This is a genomic window from Janthinobacterium sp. BHSEK (genome assembly GCF_056174685.1).
In genome coordinates this window covers 76,825-93,185 of sequence record NZ_JBWBYV010000058.1, presented here as the reverse complement: position 1 = coordinate 93,185, position 16,361 = coordinate 76,825, and the positions used below count along the sequence as shown (strand labels likewise).

The following is a 16,361-nucleotide window of genomic DNA, read 5'->3' as shown; positions in this document are numbered from 1 at the left end:
GAATGACGATGGAACACATCAACACCTTGCTGACCACCCTGAATGCGGAACAAACGGCCGACGCCATCAAGGCGGCCGGCTGCGCCGTGACCAGCATCGAACACGACGGCGTCGTGCGCCTGCACAGCGCCAGCCATGGCATCGGCTTTCAGGTGCTGTGGGGGAATGAAGCGTCGCCTGGCCAGTACGCGGACCTGACCTTGAGCTGCCCGCTGCGCGTGCAGGGCGGCGACCTGCCGGCCGGCTTGCTGGCCGAATGGCACCGCAGCAAGCGTTTTGCCCGCGTGGCCCAGCATGGCGATTTCGTCGTGCTGGAGATGGATGTGCTGGTTGCCGGCGGCGTCAGCAAGGAGTACCTGGATATCAATCTGCAACTGTGGACGCAGATGATGGGCCAATTCTTCTTGTTTTTGCGCAACTTTACGCCGGCCGATACGAGCACGGCACCGGTAGTCGAGGCCGCCAGCGGACCCCAAGTGTCGTATTAAATACTTATTTTTTAGGCATCGCGCATTAAAACTGCTCAAAGAGCGTGTGTGAATCAAGCCAGCAACGCCTGTATGGCGGATAATATTGCCTGTTGCCGATTTGGATACGACCTTTACACAAAAATGCGCCCCATGGATTTTACCCGCGACGAAACCAGTGAAACCCCAGTTGCCCCGGCCAGCGCGCCGGGAGCGCCTTTGCCGTATGCCGTCGCCACCTGGCTGCAGCGGGTGGAGGCTGCCGCCCATCCGAAGGCTGTGCTGACGATTGCCGAGCCCGATCCCAAACTCAACCAGCATCGCCTGATCTACGTGCTGGCGCCCACCAGCGGCGGCCGCCACGTGGCCCTGTGCCTGTACAAGGCGCGGCTGCGGCCGAACGGCGACGTGGCGGCGGCGTCTCCCATCAGCGAAATCTTTTCCCTGCTGTCGGCGCCGCCCACGTTCTTGACGCCGGCCGATGAAGACCTCGTGCGGTTCTTCGTGGCCATGCGCAGCGGACAGAATTCGCAGACGGGCAGCGCCACGGAGCCGAAGGGCAAGGTGGGCGCGGCCCTGCTGAAAATGCTGGCCGAGCAGGATAAGCTGCTGTGGGCCAATTCCTGGGCCGACGTGGGCAATGGTCTCGTGTACCCGTTGAAGGAAGGTCCCGTGCGCCCCGCGCGCCTGTTCTGGCGCGACGAGGGCAAGACCATGCGCCTGGGCTGGCAGGTGGACCCGCCGGAAGGCGCGAAGCACCATGGCGCCGACCAGATCGACTACATGCTGCCCACCGATCCGCCGTGGTATATCGACAACCTGTCGTGCGGCGTGCTGGAACTGAACCAGGGCGGCTCCGACATTTCCCTGGCCGACCTGCAGGCGCTGGTGGCGCAGGCGCCGCCCCTGAACGCGAACGACAAGGTGCGCGTGTCGCAGCTGCTGCTGGCGCAAGGCTTGCAGCATCTGATGCCGCTGCCGCAACCGTTGCCGCAGCGCTTGCGCAAGGACGTGCCGGCGCAACCGGTGTTGCTGCTCGATAGCGCCATGCTGGCCGACGGCAGCCTGCAGCGCTGGAGCGATTTCGCCGTGCTGTCCTACGACTACGATGGCGAGCGCGTCTCGTTCGACCCGTCGCAGCGCGTGGTGCGGCAAGTGGGCGAGGTGACGGAAATTATCCAGAGAAATACGGTCGATGAAGCGCGGGCGCTGGCGACATTGGCCGAGCTGCAATTCAAGAAGCCGGGCTCCGCCCCCCTGAGCGGGCTGAAAGGCGCATTGCTGCTGCCTTCCCAGGCGGAATGGCTGCGTTTTGCCGAGTCCGGCATCGACGCCTTGCTGGCGCAGGGCTGGATCGTGGAAAAGACGGCCAAGTACCGCTACGACGTGAGCGACGTGGGCGACTGGTACGCGGAAATCGACGACCAGGACCCGGACAGCGGCAACGCCTGGTTCGAACTGGAACTGGGCATCGTCGTCAATCACGAGCGCGTGCCCTTGCTGCCCGTGCTGGTGCAGCTGATCCGCAACGCGCCCAACGATTTCAACCCGAAAGTCATCGAAGCGCATGCGGACGACGACCAGATGCTGGCGACCTTGCCGGACGGTACGCGCGTGGCGCTGCCGTGGGGCCGCGTGCGGCCGATCTTGAACACCCTGGGCGAACTGTATTTCGGCGACAAGATCAGGCATGCCGTGCGCATGTCGACCCTGGACGCGGCGCGCCTGGAAGAGCTGGCGCGGGGCCTGGAGATGCAGTGGACGGGCGGCGAGCAGCTGCGCGCCATGGGCCGCAAGCTGAGCCAGTTCGGCTCCGTGCAAAAAGTGGCGGCGCCGGCGGGCTTGCAGGCCACCCTGCGCGACTACCAGGCCGATGGCCTGGCGTGGATGCAATTCCTGCGCGACCATGACCTGGCGGGGATCCTGGCCGATGACATGGGCTTAGGTAAAACCGTGCAAACGCTGGCGCATATCCTGGTGGAAAAGGAAGCGGGCCGTCTCACGCATCCGGCCCTCGTCATCGCACCGACGAGCTTGATGGGCAACTGGCAGGACGAGGCGGCCAAGTTCGCGCCCAGCCTGAAGGTGCTGCTGCTGCAAGGCAAGGACCGCGCCCAGCAATTCGACCAGATCGACCAGTGCGACCTGGTGCTGACGACCTACGCCCTGCTGCCGCGCGACGAGGAAACTTTGCGCGAGCACGATTTCCACCTGGTCATCCTCGATGAATCGCATTACATCAAGAATACGCGCAGCAAGGCGGCGCAAAGCGCGGGACTGCTGCGCGCGCGCCACCGCCTGTGCCTGTCCGGCACGCCGCTGGAAAACCACCTGGGCGAACTGTGGTCGCAATTCCACTTCCTGCTGCCGGGCTTGCTGGGCGACGAGAAGACCTTCAACACCCAGTTCCGCCATCCGATCGAGCGCCAGGACGACCCGCTGCGCCGCATGCTGCTGAACCGCCGCATCAAACCGTTCCTGCTGCGCCGCACGAAGGACAATGTCGCCAAGGAACTGCCGCCGAAGACGGAAATGGTGCGCAAGGTGGAGTTGACGGGGCCGCAGCGCGACCTGTATGAAACCGTGCGTCTTGCGATGGATCAAAAAGTACGCGAAGAAATCGACAAGAAGGGCGTGGCGCGCAGCCAGATCGTCATCCTCGAAGCGCTGCTGAAACTGCGGCAAGTGTGCTGCGACCCGCGTCTGGTCAAATCCTTGCCGGCGAAGAAGCAGTCGGCCGGTTCGGCCAAACTGCTCGACCTGATGCAGATGGTGGAAGACTTGCTTGACGAAGGGCGCAAGATCCTCGTTTTCTCGCAATTTACCAGCATGCTGGAGCTGATCGAGGAAGAGCTGGAATCGCGCGACATTCCGTACGCCTTGCTGACGGGCGAGACGAAGGACCGGGGCGCGCAAGTGGCGGCCTTCCAACAGGGAGCCGTGCCGATCTTCCTGATCAGTCTGAAAGCGGGCGGCGTGGGCTTGAACCTGACGGCCGCCGACACGGTGATCCACTACGATCCGTGGTGGAATCCGGCGGCGGAAAACCAGGCCACGGACCGCGCCTGGCGCATCGGCCAGGACAAGCCCGTGTTCGTCTACAAATTGATTGCAAAGGGCACCCTGGAAGAAAAAATCCAGCTGCTGCAGCAAAAGAAATCGGAACTGGCGCAATCGATCCTGGCCGAAGGCGAAGCGCAAAAGATGGCGCTCACGCAGGAAGACTTGCAGCAGATTTTCGCCCCGCTGGAAGATTAACGCTGGCACACGCTTATACTTGGCGCTTCTTTCCTGCCAGGTATAACGCATGCTGCCCATTTTCCTCCTGCTGCTTGCCGGCGCCGTCCTCATGGCGCTGCGTTTCGTCCAGTTGCGCCGCGCCCTGCTGCGCGCGCGGGCGGGCGAAGCGCAGTTCCGCCTGCTGGCCGAGCACGGCCGCGACGCGGCCTTCCTGCTCGACGCCACGACCCTCGAATTACTCTACATCAGCCCTGCCGCGCAACGCCTGACCGGTTACGATCTGGCCGCCTTGCGCGCACACGCGGCGCGCCTGGCGGCGGACGTGCCGGCCCGCTTGCAGCGCTGGCGCGACGGCGACGCCAGCCGTTTGACCCTGCTGCGCGAAGTGGAGCTGGCGCATGCCGACGGCCATCCTCTGGCGCTGGAAGTGAGCTCGACCATCGTGCCCGCGGCCCCGGGGCGGGGCGTCACCGTGGTGGGCACGGTGCGCGACGTCAGCGCCGCCCACGCGCAGGAAGCCGAGCGGGAAAAGGAGCAGAAGCGTTTCGCCTCGATGCTGTCGCATGAATTCCGCACGCCGCTGGCCACCATCGACGGCGCCATCCAGCGCCTCGTCTCGACGTCGAGCGAGGCCGACGAGGCCACGCGCAAGCGCTACGTGAAAATCCAGACGGCCGTCGACCGTTTGCTGGGCATGATAGACGACTATTTGTCGCCCGAACGCATGGCGGCCATCGGCCGCGAGCGGGCCGCCGACGGCATCGCGCCGCTGGCCTTGCTGCAGCAGGCGGCCGCCACCGTGCCCGCCAGCCACCGCGTGCAGCTGGAACTCGATGAAGACTTGCCGGCCAGGCTGCGCTGCGACGTGCCCGGCATGGCTCTGTGTCTGAAAATCCTGCTCGACAACGCCGTCAAGTTCAGCCCGCCGGGCAGCGCCATTACCGTGTCGGCCAGGCTGGTGCCCGAGGGCGGCGTGGCCCTGTGCGTGCGCGATGCGGGGCCCGGCTTGCGGGAAGAGGAACTGGCGCAGCTGTTCGAGAAAGGTTTCCGTGGAACCGATGCCACGCATGCGGGCGCGGGCCTGGGCCTGTACATGGCGCGCGCCGTGGTGGACGTGCATGGGGGGAGTTTGCAGGGGCATAATCTGCCCGAAGGCGGGGCGCTTTTCCGGATTTGGCTGCCGCTTCCTGTCTAGACAAGGAAAAGCCTTGCTTCCGCTGAAGGCAACCGTGATAATTCCTTGACGTAAACCTATTGTGCCGTCCATCATGGTGTAGAAGTGAATGGCATGGTTTGCCCACGGTAGCTCACTAACGGAAGAATGGCGTAGCAATGACGAAAATACTGATCGTCGAAGACAATCTGGACTACGCCGAAGACATGGCGGAGTTTCTCGTTGAGCTCGAACACGAAGTGCATATCACCAGCTCCGCTGGCGGGATGTGGACGGCGTTGAGCCATGGTAATGTCGGCGTGGTCGTGCTGGACCTGGGCTTGCCCGATGAGGACGGCTTCAACGTCATCCCCCGCATGCGCCAGCTGTATCCGCAAATCGGCGTGCTGGTGCTGACGGGGCGTGTCGCTTTCGACAGCCGCATCCTCGGTTTGCGCCTCGGTGCCGACCACTATCTGACCAAGCCCATCAAATTCCCGGAACTGGCCGCCCACATCGAGGCGCTCGACCGCCGCGTGGGGCCGCAAGACCCCGTGCCCGAGCCAGGCAAGTGGACCTTGAAAGTAAGCGCTCGCCAACTTGAATTGATGGGCGCCGTCATCGCCCTGACGGAAAAGGAATTCAACTTCCTGCACCTGCTGACCATCAACACCCGCCCCGTGCCGCGCGACGTCATCGTGGCCGGCATGGGCGGCGAAGACCCCGATGCGGGCCGCCGCGTCGACATGCTCGTGTACCGCCTGCGCAAGAAGGCCAAGACGGGCCTGGGCCAGGACTTGCCGCTGCGCAGCGCGTATGGCGAGGGCTACAGCCTGTCGGCCAGTTTCAACTTGTCTTGATACCGTATGCCAGCCACCCACGGAGGGTGGCTGCATAAAAGGGACAGAGTCCATCGTTTTTCCCGGCATTTTAAATAAAACAGGGTCAGAGTCGCGTCCTGCGCTCGCAAGTGTGTAAAATCAAGGCCTTAGCCTTCATTTTATGATTTCCCCCATGGCCCGTTTGCCCCGTCTCATCATTCCCGCACTGCCCCATTACGTGATCCAGCGCGGCAGCAACCGCCAGCCCGTGTTCCAAGATGCGTTTGATTACGCGCAATTCCTGTCCTGGCTGAAAACGGGCGCGAAAATGTTCAAGGTGGCCGTCCACGCCTATGTTTTATTGCCTGATCAGCTACATTTATTGGCGACGCCAGCCGATGCGACGGGCCTGGGGCAGCTGATGCAGTGGCTGGGACGCTATTACGTGCCGTATTTCAACCAGAAATACGGTCGCGAAGGGGCGTTGTGGCAGGGACGCTACAAAACCTCCGTCATCGATCCCGACAATTTCTTCCTTACTTGCTGCCGTTACCTGGAATGCGTGCCCGTGCAAACGGGTCTGGCCGCCCAGGCATTGGACTATGGCTGGTCCAGCTATGCCCACCATGCCGGTGTGCGGCCCGATCCCGTCATCACCGACCACGCGCTGTACTGGGCGCTGGGCAACACGCCGTTCGACCGCGAGGCGGCGTATCTGCGCCTGTTCGAGCAAGGTCTGGGCAGCAGCCAGGTGAAAACCGTGGAACAGGCTGTATTGAAGGGCTGGCCACTGGGTTCCGACGCTTTCAAGCAGGCGCTGGAGCAGAAAATGCAGCGGCAAGTGTTGCCCGCCAAGCGCGGTCGTCCCCGCAAAATCGTGGCCGAGTCGGACGCCAATTGAAAAGTATTCGCATTTAAAACAAAAAACGGTTTCTTTCTGACGTTTTATTGAAATCGCTTTGACTGTGTCCCTATTAAATTTTTCGGGCGACGGAATCAAATTTAATTCGACTCCGACCCTAATTATTCTGGTTGAGTTTTTTGTTGCGTTGCACTACTCTAGTTTTTCGATAGTCATATGCAGCGGAGAAGCCCATGAAAGCGCAAGGCCTGTACGACCCAGCCAATGAACACGATGCCTGCGGCGTCGGTTTCGTCGCCCATATCAAGGGCAACAAGACCCATTCGATCGTCGAACAGGGTTTGCTGATTCTGAAAAACCTCGATCACCGGGGCGCCGTGGGCGCCGATGCGCTGATGGGCGATGGCGCCGGCATCCTGATCCAGATTCCCGACCAGTACTACCGCGAAGAAATGGCCAAGCAGGGCGTGGAATTGCCGCCGCCTGGCGAATACGGCGTGGGCATGGTCTTCCTGCCGAAGGAACACGCGTCGCGCATCGCCTGCGAACAGGAAATCGAACGCGCCGTGCGCATCGAGGGCCAGGTCGTGCTGGGCTGGCGCAACGTGCCCATCGATACGGACATGCCGATGTCGCCCACCGTGCGCGCCAAGGAACCGGTCATCCGCCAGATCTTCATCGGCCGCGGCCCGGACATCATGGTCACGGACGCGCTCGAGCGCAAACTGTATGTGATCCGCAAATCGTCGGGCCACGCCATCCAGGCCTTGAAACTGCTGCACGGCAAGGAATTCTTCGTGCCGTCGATGTCGGCCCGTACCATCGTCTACAAAGGCTTGCTGCTGGCCGACCAGGTGGGCGTGTACTACAAGGACTTGCAGGATGCGCGCTGCATCTCGGCCCTGGCCCTGGTGCACCAGCGTTTCTCGACGAATACCTTCCCGGAATGGCCGCTGGCCCACCCGTACCGTTTGATCGCCCATAACGGCGAGATCAACACGGTGAAAGGCAACTTCAACTGGATGCGCGCGCGCGAAGGCGTGATGAAGTCGGCCGTGCTGGGCGACGATTTGCAAAAGCTGTTTCCCCTGATCTATGAAGGCCAGTCCGACACGGCGTGCTTCGACAATGCGCTGGAACTGCTGCTGATGGCCGGCTACCCGATCGCCCAGGCGATGATGATGATGATTCCGGAAGCGTGGGAAAACCACACGACGATGGATGACAACCGCCGCGCCTTCTATGAATACCACGCGGCCATGATGGAACCGTGGGACGGCCCGGCCGCCATGGCGTTCACGGACGGCCGCCATATCGGCGGCACCCTGGACCGCAACGGCTTGCGTCCGGCGCGCTACATCGTCACGGACGACGACCTGGTGGTGATGGCGTCGGAATCGGGCGTGCTGCCGATCCCGGAATCGAAGATCATCCAGAAATGGCGCTTGCAGCCCGGTAAAATGTTCCTGATCGACCTGGAAGCGGGCCGCATCATCGACGACCAGGAACTGAAAAACACCTACGCCAACGCCAAGCCGTATAAAGCGTGGATCAACTCGGTGCGCATCAAGCTCGACGAGATCAAGCTGGCCGAAGGACAAGCCAAGCTCGACCGCGCCCAGGGCGAAAAAGCCCAGCCGTCGCTGCTGGACCGCCAGCAGGCGTTCGGCTATACGCAGGAAGACTTGAAATTCCTCATGGCGCCGATGGCGCTGGCCGGCGAAGAGGCGACGGGTTCGATGGGCAATGACTCGCCGCTGGCCGTCATGTCGAACAAGCTGAAACCGCTGTATAACTACTTCAAGCAATTGTTCGCGCAAGTGACGAACCCGCCGATCGACCCGATCCGCGAAGCGATGGTGATGTCGCTGGTGTCCTTCATCGGCCCGAAACCGAACTTGCTCGATACCAACAACGTCAACCCGCCGATGCGCCTGGAAGTGGCGCAGCCCGTGCTGGGCTTTGACGACATGGCGCGTCTGCGCAACATCAGCGCGCATACGGGCGGCAAGTTCAAGTCGTACGAACTGGACATCTGCTACCCGCTGGCCTGGGGCAAGGAAGGCGTGGAAGCGTGCCTGGCCTCGCTGTGCGCGGAAGCCGTCGATGCCGTGAAATCCGGCCACAACATCCTGATCGTGTCGGACCGCGCCATCTGCGCCGACCAGGTGGCGATCCCCGCGCTGCTGGCCACGTCCACCGTGCACCAGCACCTGGTGAGCAAGGGCTTGCGCGCTTCCACCGGTCTCGTCGTGGAAACGGGTTCGGCCCGCGAAACGCACCACTTCGCCTTGCTGGCGGGCTATGGCGCGGAAGCCGTCCACCCGTACCTGGCCATGGAAACCCTGGCCGAGATGGCGCACGGTTTGCCCGGCGACTTGTCGGCGGACAAAGCTATCTACAATTACACCAAGGCGGTCGGCAAAGGCTTGATGAAAGTCATGTCGAAGATGGGCATTTCCACGTATATGTCGTACTGCGGCGCGCAAATCTTCGAAGCCATCGGCCTGAACAAGTCGCTGGTGGACAAATACTTCAAGGGCACGGCCTCGAACGTGGAAGGCATCGGCGTGTTTGAAGTGGCGGAAGAAGCGCTGCGCCTGCACGCGCTGGCCTTCGGCAACGATCCCGTGCTGGTCGATAAGCTCGACGCGGGCGGCGAGTATGCGTTCCGCGTGCGCGGCGAAGACCACATGTGGACGCCGGACGCGATTGCCAAGCTGCAGCACTCCACGCGCAGCAACAATTTCTCCAGCTATAAGGAGTACGCGCAAATCATCAACGACCAGAGCCGTCGCCACCTGACCCTGCGCGGCCTGTTCGAGTTCAAGCTCGACCCGACCAAGGCCATTCCGCTCGACGAAGTGGAACCGGCCAAGGAAATCGTCAAGCGTTTCGCCACGGGCGCCATGTCGCTCGGCTCCATCAGCACGGAAGCGCACGCGACCCTGGCGGTGGCCATGAACCGCATCGGCGGCAAGTCGAACACGGGCGAGGGCGGCGAAGATCCGAACCGCTACACGCAGGAATTGAAGGGCATCCCGATCCGCCAGGGCGATACCATGGCGTCCGTCGTGGGCGCCGAGCAGATCGTCGTCGACATTCCGCTGCAGGAAGGTGATTCCATGCGCTCGCGCATCAAGCAGGTGGCGTCGGGACGTTTCGGCGTCACGGCCGCCTACCTGAACTCGGCCGACCAGATCCAGATCAAGATGGCGCAGGGCGCGAAACCGGGCGAAGGCGGCCAGTTGCCGGGCCATAAGGTGTCCGAGTACATCGCCAGCCTGCGCTTTTCCGTGCCGGGCGTGGGCCTGATTTCGCCGCCGCCGCACCACGACATCTATTCGATCGAAGACCTGGCGCAGCTGATCCATGACTTGAAGAACGCCAATCCGCGCGCCTCGATTTCCGTGAAGCTGGTGTCGGAAGTGGGCATCGGCACGGTGGCCGCCGGCGTCACCAAGGCGAAAGCCGACCACGTGGTCGTCGCCGGCCACGACGGCGGCACGGGTGCCTCGCCATTGTCGTCCGTGAAACATGCGGGCACGCCGTGGGAGTTGGGTCTCGCAGAGACCCAACAAACGCTGGTCTTGAACGGCTTGCGCAGCCGCATCCGCGTGCAGGCCGACGGCCAGATGAAGACGGGCCGCGACGTGGTCATCGCCGCCCTGCTGGGCGCCGACGAGATCGGTTTCGCCACGGCGCCGCTGGTGGTCGAAGGCTGCATCATGATGCGCAAATGCCACCTGAACACGTGCCCGGTGGGCGTGGCCACGCAAGATCCTGTGCTGCGCGCCAAGTTCTCGGGCAAGCCCGAGTATGTCGTCAATTACTTCTTCTTCGTGGCCGAGGAAGCCCGTCAATTGATGGCGCAGCTGGGCATCCGCACGTACGACGAACTGATCGGCCGGGTCGACTTGCTCGACAAATCGAAGGCGATTTCGCACTGGAAGGCGCAGGGCCTGGATTTCTCGGCCATCTTCCACAAGCCGGAAACGCCGGATGGCCAGGCTTGCCGCCACGTGGAATTCCAGGACCATGCGCTGGAGAAGGCGCTCGACCACAAGCTGATCGCCCAAGCGCGCGCGGCGCTGGAAAAGGGCGAGCGCGTCTCCTTCATCTCGCCCGTGCGCAACCTGAACCGCACGGTGGGCACCATGCTGTCCGGCGAAGTGGCGAAGAAATACGGCCACGCCGGCTTGCCGGACGACACCATCCACATCCAGCTGCAAGGCACGGCGGGCCAGTCGGCCTGCGCCTTCCTGGCGCACGGCATCACGATCGACCTGGTGGGCGAGGGCAACGATTACGTCGGTAAAGGCTTGTCGGGCGGACGCATCATCGTGCGGCCGAATACCGAGTTCCGTGGCTGGGCCGTGGACAACATCATCATCGGCAACACGGTGCTGTACGGCGCCATCGCCGGCGAAGCCTTCTTCAACGGTGTGGCCGGCGAACGCTTCGCCGTGCGCAACTCGGGCGCCACCACGGTGGTCGAGGGCCTGGGCGACCATGGCTGCGAATACATGACGGGCGGCACGGTGGTGGTACTGGGCAACACGGGACGCAACTTCGCGGCCGGCATGTCGGGCGGTATCGCCTATGTGTATGACCCGGCCGGCGACTTTGCCAGCAAATGCAACACGGCCATGGTCAGCCTGGACAAGGTCGTCTCGGCGGCGGAACAGCACGTCGACCGCGACGCCTGGCATACGCAGCACCGCGACGGCGTGCCGGAAGCGGACGAGGTCATCCTCAAGCGCCTGATCGAGCGTCACTTCAAGCACACGGGCAGCACCCGCGCCCGTGTCCTGCTCGACGACTGGGCCGCGGCGCGCGGCAAGTTCGTGAAAGTCTTCCCGAACGAATACAAGCGCGCGCTGATCGAGATGGCAGCGGACGCCGCCATGGAAGTGCAAGCCGTCGCCGCCTGAGCCAGCCAAGCTCATTGCCAAATGAATTGACCAGGGAGCGGCCCGGCCGCTCCCCGCCAGCCAAATACAAAGGAAACATCGTGGGTAAAATTACCGGCTTCATGGAATTCAAGCGCCAGGACGAACACTATCTGGAGCCCGCCGCGCGCCTGAAGAACTACAAGGAATTCGTCTTGCACCTGTCGGACGCGCAAGCGACCGTGCAGGGCGCGCGCTGCATGGATTGCGGCATTCCCTTCTGCACCACGGGTTGCCCCGTGAATAACATCATTCCCGACTGGAATGACCTGGTGTACCGCGGCGCCTACCGCGAAGCGCTCGACATCTTGCATTCGACGAATAACTTCCCGGAATTTACGGGCCGCATCTGCCCGGCGCCGTGCGAATCGGCCTGCACCCTGGGCATCCACGAAGATCCGGTCGGCATCAAGTCGATCGAACATAAAATCATCGACATGGGCTGGGAGCACGGCTGGGTCACGCCGCAGCCGGCGGGTTTTAGCACCGGCAAGAAAGTGGCCATCGTCGGTTCCGGTCCTGCCGGCCTGGCAGCGGCGCAGCAGCTGGCGCGCGCCGGCCATGCCGTCACCGTGTTTGAAAAGAGCGACCGGGTCGGTGGTTTGTTGCGCTACGGCATCCCCGACTTCAAGATGGAAAAGTCGCACATTGATCTGCGCGTAAAACAGATGGAAGCCGAAGGCGTGGTGTTCCGCACCAGCGTGCTGGTCGGCAAGGATTTCCCTGCCAACGTCAACAACTGGGCCAAGGAAACCATTTTCCCGGAAGACCTGGAAAAAGAATTCGACGCCGTCATCATGGCCGGCGGCGCCGAGCAGCCGCGCGACTTGCCCGTGCCGGGCCGCGACTTGAAAGGCGTGCATTTCGCCATGGATTTCCTGCCGCTGCAAAACAAGGTCAACGCGGGCGACAAGCTCAAGGACCAGATCAAGGCCACGGGCAAGCACGTGGTGGTGATCGGCGGCGGCGACACGGGTTCCGACTGCGTCGGCACCTCGAACCGCCATGGCGCCGCCTCGGTGGCCCAGTTCGAACTGATGCCGCAGCCGCCGGAACAGGAAAACAAGCCGCTGGTCTGGCCGTACTGGCCGACCAAGCTGCGCACCTCGTCCTCGCACGAGGAAGGCTGCGAGCGCGACTGGGCCGTGGCCACCAAGCGTTTCGAGGGCAAGGGCGGCAAGGTGGAAAAGCTGATCGCCTGCCGCGTGGAATGGAAAGACGGCAAGATGAGCGAAGTGCCGAACTCGGAATTCGAGATGAAGGCGGACCTGGTCTTCCTGGCCATGGGCTTTGTTTCTCCTGTTCAACAGGTGCTGCAAGCGTTCGGCGTCGATACGGATGCGCGCGGCAACGTCAAGGCGACCACGGATGGCGCCGGCTGCTACCAGACCTCGGTGGCCAAGGTGTTTGCGGCCGGCGACATGCGCCGCGGCCAGTCGCTGGTGGTGTGGGCCATTCGCGAAGGGCGCCAGTGCGCACGCGCCGTCGATGAGTTCCTGATGGGGGCATCCCTGCTGCCGCGCTAATTAACGAGCAATTGTTCGTTTTTTGACAGGGCCACGGCGCGGATTGCGGCGTGGCCTTTCTTATTTTTACTTGTCAAGTCGACAGCTGTGAGCGCCATCGGATGGGGGCGCGATGCGCAGGTCAAATTTCCACTACAATATCTGACTTTCGATTCATTAGTGTTGTATTCTTCCCCTTCACGGGGCTGTCCCAAGGGGTGTCTCAGCAGAGGTTGGCGTTTCTGCACTACAATACGCCATTAAAATAGTGAGCTTCGTCGTGCCAAATCTTGTTGAGATCCGTGATTTACACTTTGCCTATGGAGAACGTTCGATTTTATCGGGCCTTCAAATGGATTTCCCACGTGGAAAAGTTGTGGCCGTCATGGGTGGCTCCGGCAGTGGCAAGACGACCGTACTGCGCCTGATCGGCGGGCAGTTGCGCCCCGGCTCCGGTTCCGTGAACGTGGACGGCCAGATCGTGCATACGCTGGGGACCGACGAGCTGTATCAGCTGCGCCGCAAGATGGGCATGCTGTTCCAGCACGGCGCCCTGTTTACGGATTTGACGGCGTTCGAGAACGTGGCGTTCCCCCTGCGCGAACACACGGACTTGAATGAAGAGCTGATCCGCACCCTGGTGCTGATGAAGCTGCACGCCGTGGGCTTGCGCAATGCGGCGCAATTGAAGCCGGCCGAGATTTCGGGCGGCATGGGCCGCCGCGTCGCGCTGGCGCGCGCCATCGCGCTCGACCCCGAACTGATCATGTACGACGAGCCGTTCGCCGGCCTGGATCCGATTTCCATGGGCGTGACGGCCAATTTGATCCGCAATCTGAACGATGCGCTGGGCTCCACGTCTATCCTGGTATCGCACGATGTGAAGGAGTGTTTCGCCATCGCTGATTATGTCTATTTTCTGTCATCAGGCAAGATCGTGGCGCACGGCACGCCGGCCGAGATGGCCGTGTCGACGCATCCGTACGTCAAGCAGTTCGTCAATGCCGAGGCCGATGGCCCCGTACCGTTCCACTATCCGGGCAAGTCGCTGGCCGACGACCTGGGCTTGCACGCGGGGGCGGGCCGATGATCGCGCGTTTCCTGGCGGCGATCGGAGCATGGTTGCGCAATTCGGTACAAGACCTCGGCTTTGCCGTGCGGTCGTTCTTTATCATCATCGCCTCGTCGGGCGGCCTGTGGCGCCGTCCGCGCCTGGTGATCGAGCAACTGTTTTTTATCGGTAACCGCTCGCTGGTGATTACCGCCGTCTCCGGCCTGTTTGTCGGCATGGTGCTGGGTTTGCAAGGCTATTACACCCTGACCACGTATGGCGCCGAGCAGTCGCTGGGCTTGCTGGTGGCGCTGTCGCTGACGCGCGAACTGGGCCCCGTCGTCACGGCGCTGCTGTTCGCGGGCCGCGCCGGCACCTCGCTGACGGCGGAAATCGGCCTGATGAAGGCGGGCGAGCAATTGTCGGCCATGGAAATGATGGCCGTGAACCCGATCCAGCGCGTGCTGGCGCCCCGTTTCTGGGCCGGCGTGATCGCCATGCCGATCCTGGGCGCCATCTTCACGGCCGTCGGCATCATCGGCAGCTACCTGGTCGGCGTGGTGCTGATCGGCGTCGATGAAGGCTCGTTCTGGTCGCAGATGCAAGGCGGCGTGGATGTCTGGAAAGAAGTGGGTAACGGCACCATCAAGAGCCTGGTGTTCGGCATCGCGGTGACCTTCATCGCGCTGTTCCAGGGTTACCAGGCGCAGCCGACGCCGGAAGACGTCTCCGGCGCGACCACGCGCACGGTGGTGATTTCGTCGTTGATGGTGTGGTGGCTCGATTTCATGATGACGGCGTTGATGTTTAGCAAGTAATTGCCGATCAGCGACAAACAGCGGGCCTGGGCAAGATGTTGCGCAGGCGGCAGCAAGTAAAATTATTTAGGATTGTTTATGCAACGTAAATCTTTGGATGTCTGGGTCGGCTTGTTCGTCTTGCTGGGTGTGGCGGCGTTGATGTTTCTGGCGCTCAAGGCCGGCAATATGAGCTCGCTGTCTTTCAGCAAGACGTATACCATTACGGCCAAGTTCGACAATATTGGCGGCCTCAAGCCGCAGGCGCCCGTCAAGGGCGCCGGCGTGGTGGTGGGGCGCGTGGCGGAGATCCGCTTTGACGACAAGACGTACCAGGCGCTGGTGAAACTCGACATCGAAGATGGCTACAAATTTCCGAAAGACAGCTCGGCCAAGATTTTGACGGCCGGTTTGCTGGGTGAGCAATATATCGGCCTGGAAGCAGGCGGCGATTTGGCGAACCTGGCAGAGGGCGACAAGATCGCCCGTACTCAATCGGCCACAGTGCTGGAAGACCTGATCAATCAGTTCATCTACAGCAAGGCAGCGGAAGGAAAGGACAGCAAATGAGCGAGTCGACCAAGCAATCCCAAGGCAGCCTGGCGCGTATCGGCCTGGCCCTGGCCATCGCCGCCAGCGTGAGCGCCTGCGCCACTGGCACCAATCCGCGCGACCCGTTGGAAGGGTATAACCGCGCGATGTTCAAGTTCAACGATACCGTCGACCAGGTGGCGCTGAAGCCCGTCGCCACGGCCTACAAGACGGTCACGCCGTCGTTCGTGCAAACGGGCGTGGGCAACTTCTTCGGCAACTTGTCCGATGTGTGGAGCGCCGTGAACAATTTGCTGCAAGGCAAGGGTGAAGCGGGCTTGCAAGACGTCGTGCGCGTCAGCATGAACTCGACCTTCGGCATCCTCGGCCTGATCGACATCGCCTCGCAGGCCGGTATTCCCAAGCATAACGAAGACTTTGGCCAGACCCTGGGCTGGTATGGCGTCCAGTCGGGACCGTACGTGATGCTGCCGCTGCTGGGGCCGTCGACCGTGCGCGACACGGTGGCCCTGCCGCTCGATATCACGGGTGACCCCTGGCGCTACAAGGATCCTGCCTCGGTGCGCAATATCGGCACGGTGACGCGCGTGGTCGACAAGCGCGCCGCGCTGCTCGACGCGACGAACCTGATGGAAGCGGCCGCGCTGGACCGTTATGAATTCATCCGCGACGGTTTCCTGCAGGCGCGCGAAAGCAAGGTCTTCGATGGCGATACGGACCGCCGCGACCGCAAAGTGCCAAAAAACGACAGCAGCGAATACGAGCCGGAGTACGAGGCAAAACCGCAGCCTGCCAATGACGCGCCTGCGGCCACGGCCGCCGCCGCGGTGGCGCCGGCGGACCTCGTAACATCTGGTAGCAATACCGTTGCTTCCGAGGCCAGGCCCCAGGAGTAAACTCCGGTACAGAAACACCACGGCTGCGATCAACGCCAGCCGGTGCATAGCAACACCATGAAAGG

At 62.4% G+C, this 16,361-nt stretch carries 11 protein-coding genes; all 11 read left to right on the top strand.

The genetic code is table 11. The features are described from left to right. Nucleotides 1-8: 8 nt before the first annotated feature. On the top strand, nt 9-488 hold the full coding sequence (locus AC0V2Y_RS19780; RefSeq protein ID WP_475416711.1) for a YbjN domain-containing protein: 480 nt from the start codon (nt 9-11) through the stop codon (nt 486-488). Nucleotides 489-620: 132 nt separating this feature from the next. Beyond that, a complete protein-coding gene (locus tag AC0V2Y_RS19775) occupies nt 621-3,725 on the top strand; it encodes a DEAD/DEAH box helicase (protein WP_475416710.1) in 3,105 nt (1,034 codons plus the stop codon). 49 nt (nt 3,726-3,774) lie between these two features. Beyond that, on the top strand, nt 3,775-4,902 hold the full coding sequence (locus AC0V2Y_RS19770; protein WP_475416709.1) for a PAS domain-containing sensor histidine kinase: 1,128 nt from the start codon (nt 3,775-3,777) through the stop codon (nt 4,900-4,902). Nucleotides 4,903-5,039: 137 nt separating this feature from the next. Beyond that, a complete protein-coding gene (locus tag AC0V2Y_RS19765) occupies nt 5,040-5,720 on the top strand; it encodes a response regulator transcription factor (protein ID WP_034753797.1) in 681 nt (226 codons plus the stop codon). A gap of 154 nt (nt 5,721-5,874) precedes the next feature. Continuing rightward, nucleotides 5,875-6,582, top strand: coding sequence for a transposase (locus AC0V2Y_RS19760; RefSeq protein ID WP_475416708.1), 708 nt, complete (start codon nt 5,875-5,877; stop codon nt 6,580-6,582). Between the two features lie 194 nt (nt 6,583-6,776). After that, nucleotides 6,777-11,477, top strand: a complete 4,701-nt coding sequence (locus tag AC0V2Y_RS19755) for a glutamate synthase-related protein (RefSeq protein WP_475416707.1) — start codon at nt 6,777-6,779, stop codon at nt 11,475-11,477. 80 nt (nt 11,478-11,557) lie between these two features. Then, on the top strand, nt 11,558-13,021 hold the full coding sequence (locus tag AC0V2Y_RS19750) for a glutamate synthase subunit beta (RefSeq protein ID WP_475416706.1): 1,464 nt from the start codon (nt 11,558-11,560) through the stop codon (nt 13,019-13,021). A 259-nt stretch (nt 13,022-13,280) separates the two neighbouring features. Then, a complete protein-coding gene (locus tag AC0V2Y_RS19745) occupies nt 13,281-14,090 on the top strand; it encodes an ABC transporter ATP-binding protein (protein ID WP_152252789.1) in 810 nt (269 codons plus the stop codon). After that, the gene (gene mlaE, locus AC0V2Y_RS19740; protein WP_034780952.1) at nt 14,087-14,869 is read left to right on the top strand and encodes a lipid asymmetry maintenance ABC transporter permease subunit MlaE; all 783 of its coding nucleotides are present in this window, start codon (nt 14,087-14,089) and stop codon (nt 14,867-14,869) included. The genes AC0V2Y_RS19745 and mlaE overlap by 4 nt, the downstream gene beginning before the upstream one ends. A 78-nt stretch (nt 14,870-14,947) precedes the next feature. After that, nucleotides 14,948-15,418, top strand: a complete 471-nt coding sequence (gene mlaD / locus AC0V2Y_RS19735; protein WP_070219660.1) for an outer membrane lipid asymmetry maintenance protein MlaD — start codon at nt 14,948-14,950, stop codon at nt 15,416-15,418. Then, nucleotides 15,415-16,296, top strand: a complete 882-nt coding sequence (locus AC0V2Y_RS19730; protein ID WP_475416705.1) for an MlaA family lipoprotein — start codon at nt 15,415-15,417, stop codon at nt 16,294-16,296. Before mlaD ends, AC0V2Y_RS19730 begins: the two co-directional genes overlap by 4 nt. The last annotated feature ends 65 nt before the right edge of the window (nt 16,297-16,361 follow it).

Excerpts from the sequence above, each read along its gene's own strand:
- AC0V2Y_RS19780 (WP_475416711.1), top strand. The coding sequence starts at position 9 with ATGGAACACATCAACACCTTGCTGACCACCCTGAATGCGGAACAAACG.
- AC0V2Y_RS19775 (WP_475416710.1), top strand. The coding sequence starts at position 621 with ATGGATTTTACCCGCGACGAAACCAGTGAAACCCCAGTTGCCCCGGCC.
- AC0V2Y_RS19770 (WP_475416709.1), top strand. The coding sequence starts at position 3,775 with ATGCTGCCCATTTTCCTCCTGCTGCTTGCCGGCGCCGTCCTCATGGCG.
- AC0V2Y_RS19765 (WP_034753797.1), top strand. The coding sequence starts at position 5,040 with ATGACGAAAATACTGATCGTCGAAGACAATCTGGACTACGCCGAAGAC.
- AC0V2Y_RS19760 (WP_475416708.1), top strand. The coding sequence starts at position 5,875 with ATGGCCCGTTTGCCCCGTCTCATCATTCCCGCACTGCCCCATTACGTG.
- AC0V2Y_RS19755 (WP_475416707.1), top strand. The coding sequence starts at position 6,777 with ATGAAAGCGCAAGGCCTGTACGACCCAGCCAATGAACACGATGCCTGC.
- mlaE (WP_034780952.1), top strand. The coding sequence starts at position 14,087 with ATGATCGCGCGTTTCCTGGCGGCGATCGGAGCATGGTTGCGCAATTCG.
- mlaD (WP_070219660.1), top strand. The coding sequence starts at position 14,948 with ATGCAACGTAAATCTTTGGATGTCTGGGTCGGCTTGTTCGTCTTGCTG.
- AC0V2Y_RS19730 (WP_475416705.1), top strand. The coding sequence starts at position 15,415 with ATGAGCGAGTCGACCAAGCAATCCCAAGGCAGCCTGGCGCGTATCGGC.